Here is a 20,851-nt window from a genome sequence, read left to right on the forward strand (position 1 = left end):
CGGCGACGAGCTGGCCGTCAACGTCCGGCACACCACCACGCACTTCGACCGGGTGACGGACCGCTGACGGCCCCGACCTGAGGTCCTAGCCCTGGGCCCCGTCCACCGCGCCGTCCACCGGGTGCCGGTCCTGCGACCCTGCGCTCAACGCGTCCTGCGCCTCGATCGGCGGCCACGGCGACTCGTCGTCGAGCCCGGCCTCGCCCAGCCAGTCGGCGCCCTCGACCGGGGCGAAGGCCGCGTAGGACTCCTCCTCGCGCAGCCGGCGGGCCGCGCCGAGGACGAAGACGTCGGGGGCGGAGTCGAGCACGCCGCCGGAGGGGTCGTCGCTGCCGTCCCAGCGGACCGGGTCCCGGTCGGGCCGCAGGATGTCGCGGACCACCACGGCGCACAGGTACAGGGTGCCCACCAGGTGCAGCATCACCGCGAAGTGGTACCAGTCCTGGCCGATCCCGTGCTGCTTGGCGTCACCGGTGTAGGCGAGGTAGGACCAGATGCCCAGGAAGTAGAGCACCTCGCAGGCCTGCCAGATCAGGAAGTCGCGCCAGCGCGGGCGGGCCAGCACGGCGAGCGGGATCAGCCAGAGCACGTACTGCGGCGAGTAGACCTTGTTGGTGAGCACGAAGGCGGCCACCACCAGGAAGACCAGCTGCGCGTAGCGCGGCCGGCGCGGCGCGGACAGCGCCAGCCAGCCGACCGCCAGGCAGCTGGCCACCAGCAGGACGGCGATCCAGGTGTTGAGGCTGTCCAGGGCCTGGTTGCGGTCCTGCATGAGGATCATCCAGAAGGACCCGAAGTCCTCCTTGCGGGTCTGGCTGAAGGTGTAGAAGGTCGCCCAGCCGTCCCAGCTCGCGATCATGATCGGCAGGTCGACGAGCAGCCAGGCGCCGACCGCGCCGGCGGCGGCCTGCCAGAAGGCCCGCCAGCGGCCGGCCCGCCAGCAGAGCACCAGCAGCGGGCCGAGCAACAGCAGCGGGTAGAGCTTGGCGGCGGTGGCCAGCCCGATGAAGACGCCGGCCCAGACCGGTCGGCTGTTGGACCAGTACGCCATCGCGACGGCCGTCAGCGCGACCGCCAGCAGGTCCCAGTTGATCGTGGAGTTCAGCGCCAGGCAGGGCGCGAGGGCGAAGAGCAGCGCGTCCCAGGGGCGGCGCCGGTGGGTGCGGGTCAGCGCGATCACGGTGATCACCGCGCAGATCATCAGCATCCCGGCGTTGACCATCCAGAACCAGCGCTCGCGGTCCTGGATCAGCCCGTCGGTCGGGGTGATCCACCCGGCGATCTGCATGAACAGACCGGTCAGCACCGGGTACTCGAGGAACTTCATGTCCGGGCTGGGCTGCGGGATCATGTCGAGGTACGGGTGCAGTCCGGCGGCGAAGCCACGGGCCGAGTACAGGTGCGGGATGTCGCTGTAACAGGCGTGGGTGTACTGCGTGGTGGCACCGAAGAACCAGCCGCTGGTGTAGCAGGGCAGCTTCTCGATCATGCCCAGCACCGAGGTCAGCACGGTGGCCAGCGCCAGGAACCTGGCCGGCACCCACCAGGAGACGCCGAGCAGGGCGCGTCGCCCGGGCGGGCCGCCGAGCACCTCGCTGCCGGCCGCGGCGACCGGATCCTCGTCCGCGGGCACGACCACGGTGTTGGGCAGCGGCCCCTCGGCCACCGCCACCGTTGCCCCGGCCTCCACCGCTGTCCCGGGTTCGGGCTCGGACCCGACGGACTCGTCCTGCGCGCTCGACGTCATGGCCGACATACTGCCGCACGCGCGCTGCCCGGACGAGGACGACCCCGCGAACGGCTGCGGCGGCCCTGCGAGTCTTCGCAGCGCCTCCCGGCGGCCCCGCCGCAGCGCGCTCAGTTCGTCGGTGCGGCCGTTGCGCCGCCGGTCGGCGTGGCCGGTCCGGTGTTGCCACCGGTGGGCGTCCCCCCACCACCGCCCGGCCTGGTCCTGGTCGGTGACGGCGTCGCGCTGTCGGAGGTGCTCGGACAGCCGACGACCGGCAGGCAGGTGTTGCCACCGCCGCCACCGGGGCTCTTGGTCACCGGGGGCGGAGCCGTGGTGCTGCCGCAGTCGAGCCCCGGCAGACAGGTCGGCGGGACGCCACCGCCGGTCGGCGGCTGGTGGGTCGTGGGGGCCGCCGTGATCGGCGCGTCGGGGGTCGGCGGCGCGATGGTCACCGGCGCGGCGGCCGTGGGGGAGTCGGTCGGCGAGGCGGAGGGCGAGGGCGAGGCGGTGCTGGGCGCCCCCGAGGCGTCCACCTCGGTGTTGACCGGCTCCGGCGCCGGGAAGTCGGCCACCGGCACGTTGGCCAGCGCGTCCTTCATGTACTTGCTGAAGATCTCGGTCGGCAGGTCACCACCGTAGAAGGAGCTCTTGCCGCCGGTGCCGATCAGCGAGAGCAGCTTCGGGTTGGCGGCGTCCTCGCGGAACATGCTGACCGCGGTGGTCAGCTGCGGGGTGTAGCCGTCGAACCAGGCCGAGGTGCCCTTGTCGGTGGTACCGGTCTTGCCGGCGATCGGCCGACCGACCGCCTTGGCCTTGGTGCCGGTACCGCTCTGCACCACGTCCTGCAGGACGCTGGTGATGTTGTCGGCCACCGCCTGGTCGAGCACCTGCTTGACCTGCGGCTTGGTGAAGGCGGGCAGCGGCTTGCCGCCGTACTCGACCTTGGTCACCGAGTACGGATCGGTCTGCTTGCCCCGGGCGGCGAAGACCGAGTAGCCCGAGGCCATCCGGATCGCGCTGGGGGTGGAGGTGCCGATCGCGAACGAGGCGTCGCCCGGGTTGGGCATGCTGTCGTCCTTGAGGCCCATCTGGACGGCCATCTTCTTGATGTTGTCGCCCCCGACGTCCTCGCCGAGCTGCACGTAGGGCACGTTGAACGACTGGATCATGGCCTGCCGCAGGGTGATGAAGCCCTGCGGGCCGTCCTCGTCGTTCTTCTGCTTGAACGGCTTGCCGTGGTCCATCACCAGCGAGCCGTCCGGCTTGCGGATGGTGCTCAGGTCGTCGGCGTTGTACCGGCTGTCCTCGTTGAGCCGCATCGGCTTGCCGTCGGGCCCGGTCTGGGTCAGCACGCCCTGCTGCATCGCGGTGGCGAGCACGTACGGCTTGAAGGTCGAGCCGACCGGGACGCCGAGCGCGTCGGCGTTGTTCGCGTACTGGCCCTTGTCGAAGCCGGGACCGCCGTACATGGCCACGATCGCCCCGTCACCGGGCACCACCGAGGCCGCGCCCACCTGGACGTGGCTGTCGGTGTCCGGCCGCTTGGCCGGGTCGATGTTCTCGGCCATCACCGCGTCGACGGCCTTGGAGAGCGCGTCGACCTTGTCCTTCTGGAAGGTGGTGTAGATCCGGTAGCCGCCCTTGGCCAGCGCGGCCTCGGTGATGGTCGGGTCCTTGGAGACCATGAACTTGTTGACGGTGTCGACCAGGTAGCCGACCTGTCCGTTCATGGTGTTGGACGTCTGCTGCTTGCCGGGGTCCGGGAAGGTGTTGCACTTGGCGCGGTCCTCGGGGGTGAGCGCCTTGGTGATCACCATCCGGTCCAGGACGTAGTTGTAGCGCCCGACCATGCGCTCGTGGTTGGCCGCGCTGAGGCTGGGGTCGTAGTAGCTCGCCCCCTTCAACAGGCCGGCCAGCATCGCGCTCTGGCAGGGGTTCAGGTCCTTGGCGTCCACGTTGTAGTACGCCTTCGCGGCGGCCTGGATGCCGTTCGCCCCGCGGCCGAAGTAGCTGGTGTTGAGGTAGCCGTCGAGGATCTCGTCCTTGGTGAGCTTCTGATTGATCTTCAGCGTGATGAAGAACTCCTTGAGCTTGCGGCTCAGGGTCTGGTCCTGGCTCAGGTAGGCGTTCTTCACGTACTGCTGGGTGATCGTCGATCCGCCCTGGGTGGCCTGGCCGGAGGCCATGTTGTAGACGGCCCGGGCGATGCCCTTGGGGTCGATGCCGCTGTCGGTGCGGAAGGTCTCGTTCTCGGCGGCGATCACCGCGTCCTGGGTGGACTTGTTGATGTCGCTGAGCGGCACGATCTGCCGGTTGGTGGTGCCGCTGCGCGTCATCTCGCTGCCGTCGGCCCAGTAGTAGATGTTGTTCTGGTCGTGGACCATGTCCTTGAGCTGGGGCACGTTGGTCATGGCGTACGCGGTGCCGACCGCGGCGACGCCGCCACCGAAGAAGATCAGAAAGACCGTCAGCCACTGGCGCCAGGAGGGCAGCCAGCGGCGCACGCCGGTCTTGCCCCAGCGCGGGTAGTCGATGAACCGCTTCTTGCCCGGCGGCTTGCCGCCGGGACCGCGGCCGCCCTTGCCGCCGCCGGGGCCACCGGCTCCACCGCTGGCGTCGGCGGCCTTGCGGCCACCCTTCTGACCCTTGCGCATCTCGGCCCGGGTCATCCGGGGCTGCTGCGCGGTCTCCCGGGTCCCCTGCGGGCCGCGCGGGCCACCGGCCCGGCTGGGCGCCGGCCGTCCCGGCGTGTCGTAGGACGGGGCACCGTCCGGCGGGCTGCCGTAGGCGTACGGGCGTCCGCCGGTCGCTCCACCGGGGGGTTGCTCGCCGCCACCCGGATTGGCCGACCGGCGCCGGTGTTCGCTCATAGTCCAGTAACTCCTAGGCCAGGCACGGGCGCCTGTAGACAGGGTCCACTTACCGATGCCCGCAACCGCCCGCAGCCTTGGCGGCCACTGCCCCGGTGGTGGTCCTCGTGCACACGCGACAGCGTACGCACCTTGAAATGGTGATTAATCGGGCAAAAGCCACCAAGAGCCGCGAAACAGCGGCAGATCATTACATGCCCGTTGCCAAGAAACCCCGAGTTGGCCTTGACGGGGCCTCCCAGCTGCCTGTCAGCAGTCCTGTGATCACATTCACCCGAGCCCCTCTTGCCCCAATCGTGACCCGCGCCTATCGTTCTCGATATATCGAGTCGATACATCGCAGCGGCATACTGGCCCCGGCGAGGTGCCGACCAGGGTGTGCCGAGAAGCCAGAGAGGAGGCCGGACCGCGTGAGCAGGCGCTCAGGAGTGCTGGAGTTCGCCGTCCTCGGCCTTCTGCACGACGCCCCGATGCACGGCTACGAACTGCGCAAGCGCCTCAACGTGCTGCTGGGCTCGTTCCGCGCCTTCTCCTACGGAACGCTCTACCCCTGCCTGAAGAGCCTGGTCGCCCAGGGATTCCTGGTCGAGGACAACCCGGACACCGAGTACGTCCCGGCCACGGCCCTCAACGGCAAGCGGTCGAAGATCGTCTACCGGCTCTCCCCGGAGGGCAAGGAGCGCTTCGAGGAGCTGCTCGCCGACTCGGGACCGGACGCCTGGGAGGACGAGCACTTCGGGGTGCACTTCGCGTTCTTCGGTCAGACCGACCGGGCCGTGCGGATGCGGGTCCTGGAGGGTCGGCGCAGCCGGCTGGAGGAGCGGCTGGAGCGGATGCGCAGCTCGATCGCCCGCACCCGCGAGCGGTTCGACGACTACACGCTCGAGCTGCAGCGGCACGGCCTGGAGTCGGTGGAGCGCGAGGTCCGCTGGCTGAACGAGCTGATCGAGACCGAACGGGCCAACCGGACCGGGCGCACCGCCGCCCCGCCGGGCCAGGCCACCACACCACAGTCTTCGGACGGCCGTGGCGACGAGGACGGGTCCCCGGATCCGCCACCGCCACCGTACGACCGCCCGGGGCGCTCCGCCTAGGAGTGCCGCCACCGCGTCTGCCCGGTGCCACGCGGTGGAAGCGGGCGCAGCGCGCCCGTCAATGAGTCAGATGAGAAGCAGGACGAGGATCGTCGGTATCCGACGGACCTCACGAGATCACAGGGAGCAACCGGAATGGGTTCGGTTCGCGTAGCCATCGTAGGCGTGGGCAACTGCGCCGCCTCGCTGGTGCAGGGTGTCGAGTACTACAAGGACGCCGACCCGGCCGGCAAGGTCCCCGGGCTGATGCACGTGCAGTTCGGCGACTACCACGTCAGTGACGTGGAGTTCGTCGCCGCGTTCGACGTCGACGCCAAGAAGGTCGGCTTCGACCTGGCCGACGCCATCGGCAACAGCGAGAACAACACCATCAAGATCTGCACCGTGCCGCCGACCGGCGTCACCGTGCAGCGCGGCCACACGCTGGACGGCCTCGGCAAGTACTACCGCGAGACCATCGAGGAGTCCGACGAGGCTCCGGTCGACGTGGTCCAGATCCTCAAGGACCGCCAGGTCGACGTCCTGGTCTGCTACCTCCCGGTGGGTTCCGAGAACGCGGCCAAGTTCTACGCGCAGTGCGCCATCGACGCCAAGGTCGCCTTCGTGAACGCCCTCCCGGTGTTCATCGCGGGCACCAAGGAGTGGGCGGACAAGTTCACCGAGGCCGGCGTGCCGATCGTCGGTGACGACATCAAGTCGCAGGTCGGCGCCACCATCACGCACCGCGTGATGGCGAAGCTCTTCGAGGACCGCGGTGTCGTCCTCGAGCGCACCATGCAGCTGAACGTCGGCGGCAACATGGACTTCAAGAACATGCTCGAGCGCGAGCGCCTGGAGTCCAAGAAGATCTCGAAGACGCAGGCCGTCACGTCGCAGATCAAGGACCGCGACATGGGCGCCCGCAACGTCCACATCGGCCCGTCCGACTACGTCGCGTGGCTCGACGACCGCAAGTGGGCGTACGTCCGCCTCGAGGGCCGCGCCTTCGGTGACGTTCCGCTGAACCTCGAGTACAAGCTCGAGGTCTGGGACTCCCCGAACTCGGCCGGTGTCATCATCGACGCCGTCCGTGCCGCGAAGATCGCCCTGGACCGCGGCATCGGCGGCCCGATCCTGTCGGCGTCCTCGTACTTCATGAAGTCCCCGCCGGTGCAGTACTTCGACGACGAGGCGCGGGAGAACGTCGAGAAGTTCATCAAGGGCGAGGTCGAGCGCTGAGCGCAGCGAAGTTCGCGACTGTCCGCGCTGAGCGCTGAGCGCAGCGAAGTTCGCGACTGTCCGCGCTGAGCGCTGAGCGCAGCGAAGTTCGCGACTGTCCGCGCTGAGCGCTGAGCACCCGTGCTCCGAGCGGTGAGCGCGTGACCGGTGGTTGCCACCGGTCGTCATGACGAGGGCCGATGTTTCACGTGAAACATCGGCCCTGGGCGGGTGGCGATCACCAGAAGGCCGGCTGCGGCCCCGCGTACCGAGAAGACCGGCCGAGCCACGCTCCGCGGGCTGCTCCGCACCCGGGACTTCCGCCGGCTGCTGACCGTCCGGCTGCTCTCCCAGCTCTCCGACGGGGTCTTCCAGGTCTCGCTCGCCTCCTACGTGATCTTCTCCCCGGAGCGCCAGTCCTCTCCCGCCGACATCGCCTCGATGATGGCGGTGCTGCTGCTCCCGTTCTCCGTGATCGGCCCGTTCGCCGGCGTCCTGCTGGACCGCTGGCGCCGGCGCCAGGTGCTCTACCTCGGCAACCTCGCCCGCTTCGGCCTCGGCGTGGTCACCGCCGGGCTGCTCCTGGGCCGGGCTCCGGAGTGGCTCTTCTTCGCGGCCGCCCTGCTGGTCACCGCGCTCAACCGGTTCATCCTGACCGGCCTGTCCGCCGCACTGCCGCGCGTGGTCGAGCCCCGCGAACTGGTCACCGCCAACGCCCTCTCCCCCACCCTGGGCACCGTCGCCGCGGCCTGTGGCGGCGGCATCGGCTTCCTCGTCCACCAGGTGCTGCCACCGGGCCAGGGGGCGGACGCCGCACTGGTCACCGCCGCCGCCGCGCTCTACCTCGCCGCCGGGCTGGCCGCGCACCGGATCGACCCGGAGCTGCTGGGCCCCGAACACCACCCCGACCGCCCCGGCCTGCGCGCCACGCTCGGCCAGGCCGGCCAGGCGCTGGCCGCCGGGTTCCGGCACCTGGTGCACGACAGCAGACCCGCCCTGCGCGCGCTGGCCGCCGTCACCGCCGCCCGGTTCTGCTACGGCATCCTGATCGTCACGGTGCTGATGCTCTCGCGCTACACCTTCAACAGCCCCGGCGACAGCAAGGGCGGGCTGGCCACCCTGGGCACCGCCCTGGGCTTCTCGGCGGTCGGCTTCTTCCTGGCGGCCGTGGTCAGCCCCTGGTTCACCCGGCGGATCGGGCTCACCGGCTGGATGACCGTCTGCCTCGGCTCGGCGGCGCTCTTCGTGCCCGCGCTGGGGCTCTCCTTCCGGGCCGGACCGATCATGGCCGCCGCGCTGCTGCTGGGGCTGGTCACCCAGGGCACCAAGATCTGCGCCGACACGATCGTGCAGAGCTCGGTGGAGGACGACTTCCGGGGCCGGGTCTTCTCGCTGTACGACGTGCTCTTCAACGTCGCCTTCGTCGCGGCAGCCGCGGTCACCGCACTGGTGCTGCCGCTGGACGGGCGCTCCGCGGGGGTGGTGAGCGCGGTCGCCGTCGTCTACGCCCTCAGCGCCCTGCTCTACGCACGCGCCGTGCGGCGGGGCGGGCCGCCCGCCGAGCGGGCATCCGCCGACCGGCCGGGCACGGAGCGGGGGAGTGCCGAGCGGCCGGGTCCGGCGCAGGGCTGACCGTCACCGCCGTCGGCGGGACTCGCTAAGGTACATCCGCACCGACACACCGTCAGCCGCCCTCCCGGCAGCGACGGTCCCCGGTGCCCCCTTGCCCTCGGGGGAGGCAGGAGAGCGAGCGAACGGCCCCGGGCCCCAGGAGTCCGGTCGCCGGACGACTGCGCCGGGCCAGCGCGGGCAGCAGCCGGTTCGGGTCACCCCGACCCCGGTCGCCCGACCCCGTCCCGCCCGTCCCTCGGCCGTCGCGCCACTCTCCGGGGAGTCCCTGTGAGCAACCCGTACCAGCCGCCGAACCCCTACGGTCCACCGCCGGCCAACCCGTACGGCGGCCCGCCGCAGGTCCCGGCTCCCGGCGGTTACCCCCCGCCGCCCGGCTACGGCTACCCCGCCGCGCCCCCGGCACCGCCCGCCTTCCCCGCCCAGCCCGGTCCGTACGGCCAGCAGCCGCCCACCCCGTACGGGCAGCCGGCGCCGCCCTACGGCTGGGCCGCCCCCGCGCCGGCCGGCTACGGCTACCCCGCCGGCCAGCCGGGCGGACCCGGCTGCCGGATCTGCGGCGGCTTCCCGGCGGTGGACGTCACGGTGCACGGGCACCGCGGCATGATCGTGGTGATGCAGTTCCTGCGCCGCCCCGGCCCGTACTGCCTCGTCTGCGGCACCGCGACGGTGCGCGACATGTCGCAGCGGACCCTGCTGCGCGGCTGGTGGGGGTACCTCTCGACGGTCTTCACCCTGGTCGCCCTGCTGCGCACCCGCTCGGCGTACCAGAAGATCCGCCGGCTTCCGCCGCCCGTCCCGGGGACCCACGGACCGCAGCTCGACCCCGGCATCCCGCTGACCAGGCGCGGCGCGATCTGGATGCTGGCCGTGCCGATCCTGCCGATCCTGGTCGTCGCCGTCCTGCTGATCGTCCAGCTCGCGACCGGCGGGACGGGCGGCAGCACCGACAACAGCGGCGGCCGGGGCGGTTCCGGCAGCTCGGTGCTGCTCGCCAGGGCGGGCGACTGCCTGCACAACGCGCACAGCGCGGCGGGTGAGCAGGACGACAACCCGGACATCTCGGTGCTGCCCTGCAGCGACCCGAAGGCCGAGTACCGGGTGATCGCCCGGGTCGCCAGCATGGGCAGCGGCGAGAGCGCCTGCGCCCCCTACCCGACCGCCACCAACTGGTACACCCACGAGGACAACGGCAACAGCTTCGTACTGTGCCTGGCCGACAACCGCCCGGGCAGCGGAGGCAGCCAGCAGAACGGCAGCACCGGCGGCACCGGGAGCGGGAGCGGCGGCGCGAGCGTCTGACGCGCCGCCGCCACCGATCCGCTGGTCCGACGGGTCACCCGTCGGACCGGCGGATCACAGCAGGTCGCCGATCACCTCCTCGTCCGCCCCCTCGTCGAGCGCCTGGAGCAGCCGCAGCCGGCGCCGGGCCACCGCCTTCTCGCCGTCGTCCAGCACCACCCGCTCCAGGCGGTCCACCCGGTCGAGCACCGCGTCCAGCTTGCGGCTGTTGGTACCGACCTCCTCGTGGAGCACGTTGAGCAGGCGCACCACCGACGTGCTGATCGCCTCCCGCAGCACGCCCTCGGCGGCCCGGACCACGGCGGCGTCCACGCTCCCCTCGGGCGGCACGGGACGGTTGTCCACAGGTGGCGCGGACCGGTTGTCCACAGCTGCGCGCCGTGCCACCTCCTCCGCGTCCAGCAAGTGGCACCGCACCTGACGTGCGGTTTCGCTGTCACGCAGGAGCATCGCGACGTTCAGCACGGTCCGCCGCGTGAACAGCGCGAGGGAGCGGGCCCGGGAGTGGATCCCACTGACTTCCTTGAAGGAGCTCAGTCGCGATCCACTGATCACGCTGTATCCGTTCGCGGCGAGTTCGGCCCTGTGGTCGTACACCAGCGAGTGGATCGTCTGCTCGCCGACCTCGAAGTACCGCGCGACCCCGTCGGAGGTCACGTGCACCCCGTCCGGCAGCAGGGTCAGCGCCCGCACCCGCTCCAGCACCTCGACCCGCTCGCAGACCCTCGCCCGCATGGTCGGGGACTCCAGCAGCACCGCATCGACGGTCATCGCCATCACGCTCCTCTTCGGGTGAGAGGACACTCCTCTCACCCGACCAGAGGAACGGAACGGTGATCAGCCGGTCAGAAGAACCGGTGAGTATCACCCGATGGAGCGCATACAGGTCCACGCTCGCGCCGGGCGGCACCCGTCACACCGACTGCTCCGCCGCCCACCACTCCTTCAGTGCCGCCACCGCGTCCTCGTGCTCCATCGGGCCGTGCTCCAGGCGCAGCTCCAGCAGGTGCTTGTAGGCCTTGCCGACCTCCGGGCCCGGCCGCAGCCCGAGCAGCTCCATGATCTGGTTGCCGTCCAGCGCCGGGCGGATCGCGTCCAGCTCCTCGCGCTCCTTGAGCTCGGCGATCCGCACCTCCAGGCCGTCGTAGGTGCGCGACAGCGTGGCGGCCTTCTTCCGGTTGCGCGTGGTGCAGTCGGAGCGGGTCAGCTTGTGCAGCCGGTCCAGCAGCGGTCCGGCGTCGGTGACGTAGCGGCGCACCGCGGAGTCGGTCCACTCCCCGCCGCCGTAGCCGTGGAAGCGCAGGTGCAGCTCGACCAGCCGCGCGACGTCCTCGATCAGCTCCTTGGAGTACTTCAGCTCCCGCATCCGCTTGCGGGTCATCTTCGCGCCGACCATCTCGTGGTGGTGGAAGGAGACCCCGCCGTCCGGCTCGAAGCGCCGGGTGCGCGGCTTGCCGATGTCGTGCAGCAGCGCGGCCAGCCGCAGCGTCAGGTCGGCGCCGTCCCGCTCCAGGTCGATGGCCTGCTCCAGGACGGTCAGCGAGTGCTCGTAGACGTCCTTGTGCCGGTGGTGCTCGTCCTTCTCGAGCTGCAGCGCCGGCAGCTCGGGCAGCACGTGCCGGGCCAGCCCGGTGTCGACCAGCAGGCGCAGGCCCTTCACCGGGTGCTCGGCCAGCAGCAGCTTGTTGAGCTCGGCCTGGATCCGCTCGGCCGAGACGATGGTGATCCGCTCGGCCATCGCGGTCATCGCCGCGACCACCTCGGGCGCGGGCTCGAAATCCAGCTGGGCGACGAACCGGGCGGCCCGCATCATCCGCAGCGGGTCGTCGGAGAAGGACTCCTCCGGGGTCGCCGGCGTGCGCAGCACCCGGGCCTCCAGGTCCTCCAGCCCGTGGTGCGGGTCCACGAAGGTGCGGCCGGGCAGGTCGACGGCCATCGCGTTCACCGAGAAGTCGCGCCGGACCAGGTCCTGCTCGATGGTGTCGCCGTAGGTCACCTCGGGCTTGCGCGAGGTGCGGTCGTACGCCTCGCAGCGGTAGGTGGTGATCTCGATCAGGAAACTGCCGTCCGCGGTGTCCTTGCGGGCCCCGACCGTGCCGAAGGCGATGCCGACGTCCCAGACGGCGTCCGCCCAGCCCTTCACCAGCTTGAGCACCTGCTGGGGCCGGGCGTCGGTGGTGAAGTCCAGGTCGTTGCCGAGCCGGCCGAGCAGGGCGTCGCGCACCGAGCCGCCGACCAGGGCCAGCCGGAAGCCGGCCTGCTGGAAGCGCCGGGCGATCTCGTCCGCGACCGGGGAGACCCGCAGCAGCTCCTGCAGGCCGCGCGTCTGCGCCTCGCTCAGACCTGGCACCGCCGGGACGGCGGGGCCGGCGGCGGCTCCCACCGGGGCACTGGCGACGGTGGGGACGGCAGGGATCGCGGCACTGGAATCATTGGCGTTGGACACGGCTCACAAGGGTACGTGCACCGGGGCCCGACCGGCCCGCCGCTTTTTTTCGGCCGGCGACCCGGCGCACCCCCAGGGCCGCAACACTGGCGACCCGGCCGCGTCGTTACCATGCGGGTGGGGGATTTCCTGCACGGCGCGGCGCACCCTTCGCCTCGACCCACCGCGCAGGCGGCACCGAAGACGGCAGCACGGCAGACGACAGCGAACCAGAACGGCGAGGGCGAAGCGCGTGGGCGAGCCAGCACGGCACACCGGGAGTCCCCGCACGTCGGTCCGTGGTCGGCGAGGTGCCCGCACACTGCGCAGATCGGCCGCCGCGGTGGGCAGTGCCCTGGCGCTGTTCGGCGCACTGGCCGCCGCCCCGCAGGCGCTGGCCGCACAGCCGCTCCACAGCGCGCTGACCGCGGTCTCCTCCGACTTCCCCGTCACGGTCACCGTCTCCGGCGTCCAGCCCCCCGTGCCGGCCGCCAACGGCACCCTGACGATCTCCGGCACCCTGACCAACAACGGCTCCAGCCCGCTCAAGGGTGTCCAGGCCGGTCTGTCACTGGGGCACGGCAAGCAGCCGCTGGGCAACCGCAGCACCATCGCCACCATGCTGACCCGCACCGATCCGACCACGGCCGACGGCAAGGCGCTGAACGCGCCGCTGGGTGAGAAGTTCGACCTGGCCCCGGGCGCCAGCAGGAGCTTCCAGCTCCCGCCGGTGGCGATGAACGACCTGAAGCTGGAGGGGGGCGGCCCCTCGGCGTCGGCGAACGGTGCCTACGAGCTGGCGGTGGAGGCGCTGACCACCGACACGGACGGTGAGACGACGCACGTGGTGGGGATCGGGCGCAGCCTGCTGCCGTACCTGCCCGACGCCAAGGACGTCCAGCCGACCCGGATCGCCACGCTCTGGCCGCTGACCCACGCGCCCGAGCTGGTGGCCCAGACCGGGTCGGACGCCGACCAGACCCCGGTGCTGCGCGACGACGCCCTGGCCACCGAGCTGGGACCCGACGGCCGGCTCGGCCAGCTGGTCACCATCGGGCAGAGCATCCCGTCGCTGACCTGGGTGATCGACCCGGACCTGCTGGACGCCGTGTTCGCGATGACCAAGCCGTACCGGGTCCAGCTGCCCGGGCGCGGTGGTGAGCCGGTCCGCGACGACAACACCAACACCTCGGCCGGTCAGGGCCAGGGCGTGGCCAACGACTGGCTGAAGAAGCTGCGCGCGGCGGTGGCCGCCAACGGTTCCTCGGTGGTCTCACTGCCGTACGCCGACCCCGACCTCGCCTCGATCGCCCACAACGGCTCCGGGCAGGCCGGTCTGGAGGCGGAGCTGGGCCGGGCCAGGACGGCCGGCAAGGTGACCGTCGAGGGCCGGCTGTCGGTGGACGTGAACGACACCGTCGCCTGGCCCTACCAGGGCTACCTGGACCCGCAGGTCGCCGCCACCGCCCAGAAGCTCGGCGACACCCAGGTGCTGGTGAGCAGCGCGAGCCTGCCGGAGTCCCGGAACCTGAACTTCACGCCCAGCTCGGGGCGCCCGATCGGCAACGGCCTGACGGCGCTGGTCGCCGACAGCACCATCTCCGACCTGTTCCAGTCGGACCTGGGGAGCAAGGAGGCGGCCACCGCGGCCGAGCAGCGCTTCCTCGCCGAGACCCTCACCGTCACCCTGGAGAACCCCTCCAAGCAGCGGACCCTGGTCGCGATGCCGCCGCGCTCGCTGAGCGTCGCGGGCGCCCAGGTGCTGCAGGCCTCGCTCGCCGCCGCGCAGGACGGCAAGTGGGCCCAGGCCGTGAGCCTGGACGCGGTGGCCGCGACCCCGGCCGACCCGCAGGCCGCCACCAAGGTGAGCTCCGCCGAGGCGTACCCGGCCGACCTGCGGGCCACCGAGCTCAGTTCGAGCGACTTCGCCGGGGTGGCCGGCATGCAGCAGCAGGTGGACCTGCTGCTGCGCATCCTCACCGTCCCGCAGCGGGTCAGCGGTCCCTTCAGCGCCGCGATCGCCCGGTCGGTCTCCACCGCCTGGCGCGAGAAGCCGACGAACGGCGCGCTCTACCGCACCAACGCGGCCGGCTACCTGCAGCAGCTGCACGACGCGGTGGCCATTCCGGCCAAGAGCAACAAGGTCACGCTCGCGGGGGATTCCGGGCTCCTGCAGGTCAGCGTCGCCAACGACCTGCAGCAGCCCGTGATCAACCTGGAGCTGCGACTCAGCTCCGCCCAGCAGAACCGGCTGAACGTCAGCAAGGCCGAGTCGGTCGTGCTGGGCCCGGGCCAGAGCACCTCGGCGCGCTTCCTGGCTCAGGCGCAGGGCAACGGGCTGGTGCAGATGACCGCGCAGCTGTGGACGGTGGGCCCCGACGCCCAGCCCTACGGCCCCGAGGTGAAGTTCTACGTCGAGGTCACCCAGGTGCCCAGCGGGGTGTGGTGGGTGGTCGGTGCCGGTGTGCTGCTGGTCCTGCTGGCGGGCCTGCGGATCTACCTGCAGCGCAAGAAGCGCGGCGACGAGCCGCCCCACGACCCGGACGCGCCGCTGACCGAGCCGGACGCCCCGGCCGCCGCCGACCTCCCGGAGCAGGAGCGGGAGGGCTCGCACGGCCGGCCGCTGGGTCCCGACGGGTCGGACCACCACGCGCCGGCGGGCGGCGGCGCGCCGCACCCGTAGCCCGCGACGTCGAAAGCCGGGTTCGAGTGAGCGGTGATGAGACAGTAGGTCTCTGAGACCAGCGGTCCCGGGGCAGGGCCGGGCCCGGACAGCGATGAGGTGGCATGAGCGAGCGGATGGGGCGTCCTCGGCCGGAGGCCGGGGACGAGCGGACCAGCGACGAGCGTGCCCCGGCCCAGGGCGGCGCGGCGGCCGACGAGCCCGACTGGTACCTCGCCGACACCTACGCGCAGGACCCGTATGCCGTGGATCCGTTCCCCACGGTCGGTGGCCCCGGCCCGTACGACCGCACGGCCGAGCCCTACGACCGGATGCTCGACCCCGACCCCGAGCCGGAGCCGGAGCCGGAGCCGGACGCCGCCGGGCCCGACCCGGCCGGCCGGCAGGCGCTGCCGGAGCAGCAGAGCGAAGCGCTGGACGAGCCGGTGGTACCGGCCTCCCGCTGGGCCCGTCCCGCCGCGCCGCCCGGCGCCGGGAGCCCGGCCCCCGTCCCGGTGGGTGCCGAGACCTCCGCCGCGGCCGGCACCGGCCTCGCGCCGCCGCCCGTGGCTCGCCTCGGCTGGGACGCCGACGACGCCGAGTACGTCGGCGTGGACGCGCTGCTCGACCGGGCGCCGGCCACCGCCGCCGCACCCGAGCGCCCACTCTTCCCGGTGATCGAGTTCGACCCGCCGTTGACCGCCGAGGAGGCCGAACCGCGCGCCCTGGCGCCGACCGCGTCACCGGCCGGGGCACCGGCCGCCGGCCACCGCGGCGCCGCCCCGGTGATCGAGGGGCCCGACGGCCCGGACGGCCCCGAGCTCGTGGAGCCGCCGACCGACGACGGCGCCGACGGCCCGGACGCGCCGGCCACCGGTGGCCCCGCCGCGCGGGCCGGCGAGAAGGTCGCCGGCCTGCTCAACTCCAGCGCGATCATGGCCGCGGGCACCCTGGTCTCCCGCGGTACCGGCTTCCTGCGCACCATGGTGATCGCCGCCGCCATCGGCGTCGGCACCATGGGTGACTCCTACTCCGCGGCCAACACGCTGCCCACCCTGCTCTACATCCTGATCGGCGGCGGCGCGCTGAACGCGGTCTTCGTGCCGCAGCTGGTGCGCAGCATGAAGCAGGACGAGGACGGCGGCACCGCCTACGCCAACCGGCTGCTCACTCTGGTGATGGTGGGTCTGGCCGGGGTCGCCTTCGTAGCGGTGCTGGCCGCGCCGCTGCTGGTCCAGCTGATCTCGCACTCACTGATGCGCGACCCGGCCAGCGCGGACAGCACGGTGGCGCTGGCCCGCTACTGCCTGCCGACCATCTTCTTCATGGGCGTGCACGTGGTGATGGGTCAGATCCTCAACGCGCGCGGCCGGTTCGGCGCGATGATGTGGACCCCGGTCCTCAACAACGTCGTGGTGATCTCCACCTTCGGCATGTACCTCTGGGTCTTCGGCACCTTCGAGACCAGCCGGGTCACCCCGCAGACCGTCACCCCCGAGGGCCTGCGCCTGCTGGGGATCGGCACCCTGCTGGGGCTGGCGGTGCAGGCGCTCGCGATGGTCCCCTACCTGCGGGCCGCCGGATTCGCCTTCCGGCCGCGCTTCGACTGGCGCGGCCACGGCCTGGGCAAGGCGGCCCGGCTGGCCAAGTGGACCTTCCTCTTCGTGCTCGCCAACCAGGCCGGCTACCTGGTGGTCACCCAGCTGGCGACCGCGGCCGGCGCCAGGGCGGCCGGCGGGGGATACCTCGGCGTGGGCCTGGCCGCGTACTCCAACGCGCTGCTGATCTGGCAGCTGCCGATGGCGGTGATCACCGTCTCGGTGATGAGCGCGGTCCTGCCGCGGCTCTCCCGCTCGGCCACCGACGGCGACGCCGGCGCGGTGCGCGACGACCTCTCCTACGGGCTGCGCACCTCGGCGGTGGCGATCGTCCCCGCCGCCTTCCTCTTCCTCGCCCTGGGCCCGCAGATCGGCACCGCCATCTACGGCCTGGGCAACGGCGGCAGCGTCGCGCACGCCACCACGGCGGTCGGCTTCATGCTCTCCGCCTTCGCGCTCGGCCTGATCCCGTACTCGGTGCAGTACATCCTGCTGCGCGGCTTCTACGCCTACGAGGACACCCGCACACCGTTCTCCAACACCGTCTGGGTGGCCGCCTCGCAGGCCACCACCGCGCTGCTGTGCTTCCTGGTACTGCCCGCCCAGTGGGCGGTCACCGGGATGGCGCTGGGCTACGGCGCCTCGTACGCGGTGGGGGTCGCGGTCGCGGTGCCCAAGCTCAAGCGGCGGATCGGCGGGCTGGACACCGCCCGGATCGCCAAGACCTACGCCCGGCTGGCGATCGCCTGCGTCCCGGCCGCGCTGGCCGGGTTCCTGGTGGCGCTGGGGCTCGGCGACCTGCTGGGCGGCTGGCTCGGCAGCGTGATCACGGTGCTGGTGGCCGGCGCGGTGCAGCTCGCCGTCTTCGGCGCGCTGGCTCGGCGGATGCGGATCGAGGAGCTCAACGCCCTGGTCGGCATGGTCCGTAGCCGTCTGGGACGCTGAGCGGCCATCAGTTTGTGCACCTACCGAGCAGTTCAGTCGTGAGAGGAACCGGATGACCCTCGCCGTGGTCGTACTCGGGGGGGAAGAATGGGCACAATTGGCTTCGAACGACTTGGTCTGCAGACCCGGGTCCTCGCCTGTCCGCCTCCCGGGGCCGCATCGGCGCGGGCTCCGGACCGGGCGCTACAAGGGGAGGTAGGACGACGGTGGCTGATCGCATCAAGGATCGCACCGAGGCAGTCGTCGACGCGTCAGCGGCCGAGGCACGGAGCGAGGCCACCACCCCGCTCTCCACCGCCGAGATCGCGGCCGAACTGGCCTCCGGCACGGCCGCCCAGGCCGAGCCCTCCCACCCGCGACCCGAGCCCGGCCCCGACCCCGCCGGCGACCTGCCGGCCGACCCCGCCCCCGAACCCGCGGACGCGTCACTCGCGGGGGAGGCCCCCGCGGACGCGGAGAGCGCCACCCAGGTCCTGCCACCCGTCGTCGAGCCCGCCGCGCCGGCCGCAGACGCCCCGGGTCCTGACGCCGACTCCGACGCCGACTCGGACGCGGATTCCGACCTGGACTCCGCAGAGGCGGAGCCCGAGGACGACGCCGACCGGCTCCCCGACCTGCTCCCGGTTCCGCAGCGGCACAGCGGCGACACCATCGCCGGCCGCTACCGGCTGGAGGAGTGCATCTCCCAGTCGGAGGCGTTCAGCAGCTGGCGCGCCGTCGACGAGAAGCTGCGCCGCGCGGTCGGCGTCCACCTGCTGGCCGCCGGCCACCAGCGCGCCGAGGACGTCCTGGCCGCCGCCCGCTCCGCCGCGCTGCTCGGCGACCCGCGCTTCGTCCAGGTGCTGGACGCGGTGCAGGAGGGCGAGCTCGTCTACGTGATCCGCGAGTGGCTGCCCGACGCCACCGACCTGGCCACCCTGCTGGCGGCCGGCCCGATGGACGCGTACGACGCCTACCAGATGGTCCGCCAGGTCGCCGACGCGATCACCGCCGCGCACCGCAGCCGCCGCTCGCACCTGCGGCTGACCCCGCGCTGCGTGCTGCGCACCGACACCGGCCAGTACCGGATCAACGGGGTGGCCGTCGACGCCGCCCTGCGCGGCCTGCCGGAGGAGGACGCCGAGCTCACCGACACCCGGGCCCTCGGCGCCCTGCTCTACGCCGCGCTGACCCACCGCTGGCCCTTCCCCGAGGACCGCTACGACCTCCAGGGGCTGCCCAAGGGCCTCGGCCAGGTCCCGCCCGACCAGGTGCGGGCCGGCGTCCACCGGGGCCTGTCCGACCTCGCCGCCCGCGCGCTCTGCGTGCCGCCCCCGCACCACCTCGAGCCGATCGGCACGCCCGCCGAACTGGCCAAGGCGATCGCGCTGCTGCCCCGGATCCCGCAGCCCGAGCCGGCCCCCGGCCTGCCCGCCCGCGCGACCACCCGCTACCCCGCCACCCAGCCGACGGTCGGCCGCTCGGGACCCGCACCCCGCCCGGCCGCGCCCACCGTGGTCCTGCCGCGGCCCGCCGCCCCGACCGGTCCGCCGCCCCGACGGGTGCGCCGGCACGCCCGGCGGCTGCTCAAGTGGACGGTCTCGGCCGTCCTGCTGGCCGCCATCGGCTACGGCTCCTGGCACCTGGCCGGGCGGCTGGGCAGCACCGGCGAGAAGCAGGCCCTGGGCACCTCCGGCGCCGGCAGCGCGCCGTCCGCCAGCAGCACCCCGAGCCCCCACCTGAGCCCGCTGGCCATCTCCGACGTCAGCTCGTTCAACCCGTTCGGCAGCGGCCCGATGCACCCGGAACTGCTCCCCCAGAGCTACGACGGCAACCCCGCCACCTTCTGGTACACCGACGGCTACTTCTCCGACCTGCCCACGATCGGCCACGGCACCGGTCTGGTGGTGGACCTCGGCTCGGCCAAGTCGATCAGTCAGGTGAGCGTGCAGTTCGTCGGGGGCACCACGGCGGAGCTGCGGGTGCCCACCGCCACCGGTGACGGCCAGCCGAGCAAGTTCGACGACTTCGGCCAGCCGCTCGCCCAGAGCACCGGCACCGACGCCGAATTCCAGCTCGGCACCCCGGTCCGGTCGCGCTACCTCTTGATCTGGCTGACCAGCCTCCCCAAGGATGGGGGCGACAGGTACCGCGGCCAGGTGGCCGAGATCAAGGTCTCCGGCTGACCGGACGGCCCGCAGCGGTACTCGCAGCACCGAGGGGCAGGCAGATGGCAGGACCGACCGGGCCGCAGCCCCCCGAGGCCGCGGAACCGACCGACGCGGAGTTGCTGGCCCACCACGTGGCCGGCGATCCGACGGCCTTCGGCCTCCTGGTCCAGCGCCACCGGGACCGGCTCTGGGCCGTCGCGGTGCGGACCCTGGGTGACCGCGAGGAGGCGGCCGACGCGCTGCAGGACGCCCTGCTCTCGGCACTGCGCGCGGCCCACACCTTCCAGGGCCGCTCCGCGGTCACCACCTGGCTGCACCGGATCGTGGTCAACGCCTGCCTGGACCGGGCCCGCCGCGCCACCACCCGGCGCGCCGGCTCCCTGGACGAGGATCCGCAGCAGCTCGAGACCCTGGCCGGCAGCGCGGAGCCCACCGACGCGCTGGTGATCCGCAGGGAGCTGCGCCGTGAGCTCGGCGCGGCGCTGGCCTCGCTGCCCGCCGACCAGCGCGCCGCCCTGGTCCTGGTCGACATGCAGGGCTACCCGGTGGCCGAGGCCGCCGAGGTGCTCGGGATACCGGTCGGCACGGTGAAGAGCCGGTGCGCGCGCGGCCGGGCCCGCCTGCTGCCGCTGGTGCGCCACCTGCGCCCCGCGCCGGGGCCGGCCGAGCCCGCGGGCGATGTTTCACGTGAAACATCCACCGCCCCACCGGCCGGAGGGAACCCGAAGGGGACCCGCCCCGTCCCATCCCCGGACCCCACCGTCCCCACCCAAGAACTGAGCCTGGAAGGAGACGCGACCCCCCGATGACGCATCAGGCACCCGAACCCGTCGAATCGGCCGCGGCCGCGTCCCACCCCTCGGTCGACCGGCTCGCCGATCTGCAGGAGGGGCTGCTCCCCGCCGCCGAGGCGGCGGAGCTGCACGCCCACCTGACCCACTGCGAGCCGTGCGCGCAGACCCTCGCGGCGCTCGACGCGCTCACCGAACTGCTGGCCGAGGACGAGCCCGAGCCGATGCCCGAGGCGGTCGCACTGCGCCTCGACGCGGCCCTGGCCGCCGAGGCGGCCCTGCTCGCCGCCGGCGCTGCCCCCACCCCCACCGCCCCGGGCACGACAGTCCCGAGCACCCCCGCGAGCGCCACGCCGAGCACCACCGGGGCGCCCAAGGGCGCTCCCCGGCCGGCCGGCGCCGCCCCGCCCTGCCGCCCGGGCAGCGCGAGCCATGGGCCGGGCCGGGCCCCCGGCCGGG

The 20,851-nt window shown here is 72.6% G+C and carries 13 protein-coding genes; 9 read left to right on the forward strand and 4 right to left on the reverse strand.

Going from position 1 to position 20,851, the window contains the following annotated elements; translation table 11 throughout:
* Window positions 1–85: 85 nt before the first annotated feature.
* Together ABD323_RS29960 and ABD323_RS29965 are read right to left on the reverse strand one after the other, a co-directional pair.
* Entirely contained in the window at window positions 86–1,747 is a 1,662-nt protein-coding gene (locus ABD323_RS29960; RefSeq protein WP_344445148.1) for a glycosyltransferase family 87 protein, read from the reverse strand.
* Between the two features lie 110 nt (window positions 1,748–1,857).
* Entirely contained in the window at window positions 1,858–4,599 is a 2,742-nt protein-coding gene (locus ABD323_RS29965) for a transglycosylase domain-containing protein (RefSeq protein ID WP_344445149.1), read from the reverse strand.
* Window positions 4,600–5,009: 410 nt separating this feature from the next.
* Here ABD323_RS29965 and ABD323_RS29970 point away from each other — a divergent pair, with 410 nt between their 5' ends.
* The 4 genes from ABD323_RS29970 to ABD323_RS29985 all read left to right on the forward strand — a co-directional run bounded on the left by ABD323_RS29970 (window position 5,010) and on the right by ABD323_RS29985 (window position 9,821).
* On the forward strand, window positions 5,010–5,693 hold the full coding sequence (locus ABD323_RS29970) for a PadR family transcriptional regulator (protein ID WP_344445150.1): 684 nt from the start codon (window positions 5,010–5,012) through the stop codon (window positions 5,691–5,693).
* Window positions 5,694–5,828: 135 nt separating this feature from the next.
* Complete coding sequence (locus ABD323_RS29975) at window positions 5,829–6,911, forward strand: inositol-3-phosphate synthase (RefSeq protein ID WP_344445151.1); 1,083 nt, start codon at window positions 5,829–5,831, stop codon at window positions 6,909–6,911.
* A 210-nt stretch (window positions 6,912–7,121) separates the two neighbouring features.
* Window positions 7,122–8,522: an MFS transporter gene (locus ABD323_RS29980; protein ID WP_344445152.1), complete on the forward strand. Its 1,401-nt coding sequence runs from the start codon at window positions 7,122–7,124 to the stop codon at window positions 8,520–8,522.
* Window positions 8,523–8,789: 267 nt separating this feature from the next.
* Window positions 8,790–9,821 carry an LppU/SCO3897 family protein gene (locus tag ABD323_RS29985; RefSeq protein WP_344445153.1) on the forward strand — a complete coding sequence of 344 codons (1,032 nt, stop codon included), beginning with the start codon at window positions 8,790–8,792 and terminating at the stop codon, window positions 9,819–9,821.
* A 54-nt stretch (window positions 9,822–9,875) separates the two neighbouring features.
* Here the strand turns inward: ABD323_RS29985 and ABD323_RS29990 are convergent, their stop codons facing one another.
* Window positions 9,876–10,592 carry a restriction endonuclease gene (locus ABD323_RS29990; protein ID WP_344445154.1) on the reverse strand — a complete coding sequence of 239 codons (717 nt, stop codon included), beginning with the start codon at window positions 10,590–10,592 and terminating at the stop codon, window positions 9,876–9,878.
* Window positions 10,593–10,734: 142 nt separating this feature from the next.
* The gene (locus tag ABD323_RS29995) at window positions 10,735–12,204 is read right to left on the reverse strand and encodes a CCA tRNA nucleotidyltransferase (protein ID WP_425556205.1); all 1,470 of its coding nucleotides are present in this window, start codon (window positions 12,202–12,204) and stop codon (window positions 10,735–10,737) included.
* Between the two features lie 385 nt (window positions 12,205–12,589).
* Between ABD323_RS29995 and ABD323_RS30000 the strand changes: the two genes are divergently transcribed.
* The 5 genes from ABD323_RS30000 to ABD323_RS30020 form a co-directional block, all read left to right on the forward strand.
* Window positions 12,590–14,929, forward strand: coding sequence for a hypothetical protein (locus tag ABD323_RS30000; protein ID WP_344445155.1), 2,340 nt, complete (start codon window positions 12,590–12,592; stop codon window positions 14,927–14,929).
* Between the two features lie 104 nt (window positions 14,930–15,033).
* A complete protein-coding gene (gene murJ, locus ABD323_RS30005; protein WP_344445156.1) occupies window positions 15,034–17,451 on the forward strand; it encodes a murein biosynthesis integral membrane protein MurJ in 2,418 nt (805 codons plus the stop codon).
* 206 nt (window positions 17,452–17,657) lie between these two features.
* The gene (locus tag ABD323_RS30010) at window positions 17,658–19,616 is read left to right on the forward strand and encodes a protein kinase family protein (protein WP_344445157.1); all 1,959 of its coding nucleotides are present in this window, start codon (window positions 17,658–17,660) and stop codon (window positions 19,614–19,616) included.
* A gap of 44 nt (window positions 19,617–19,660) precedes the next feature.
* Complete coding sequence (gene sigM / locus ABD323_RS30015) at window positions 19,661–20,410, forward strand: RNA polymerase sigma factor SigM (protein WP_344445158.1); 750 nt, start codon at window positions 19,661–19,663, stop codon at window positions 20,408–20,410.
* A partial coding sequence (locus ABD323_RS30020) for a zf-HC2 domain-containing protein (protein ID WP_344445159.1) occupies window positions 20,407–20,851 on the forward strand: 445 nt, incomplete at its 3' end. The genes sigM and ABD323_RS30020, both read left to right, overlap by 4 nt.

Origin of the sequence: Kitasatospora nipponensis, from assembly GCF_039528135.1 — a bacterium.
Classification (GTDB): Bacteria; Actinomycetota; Actinomycetes; order Streptomycetales; family Streptomycetaceae; genus Kitasatospora; species Kitasatospora nipponensis.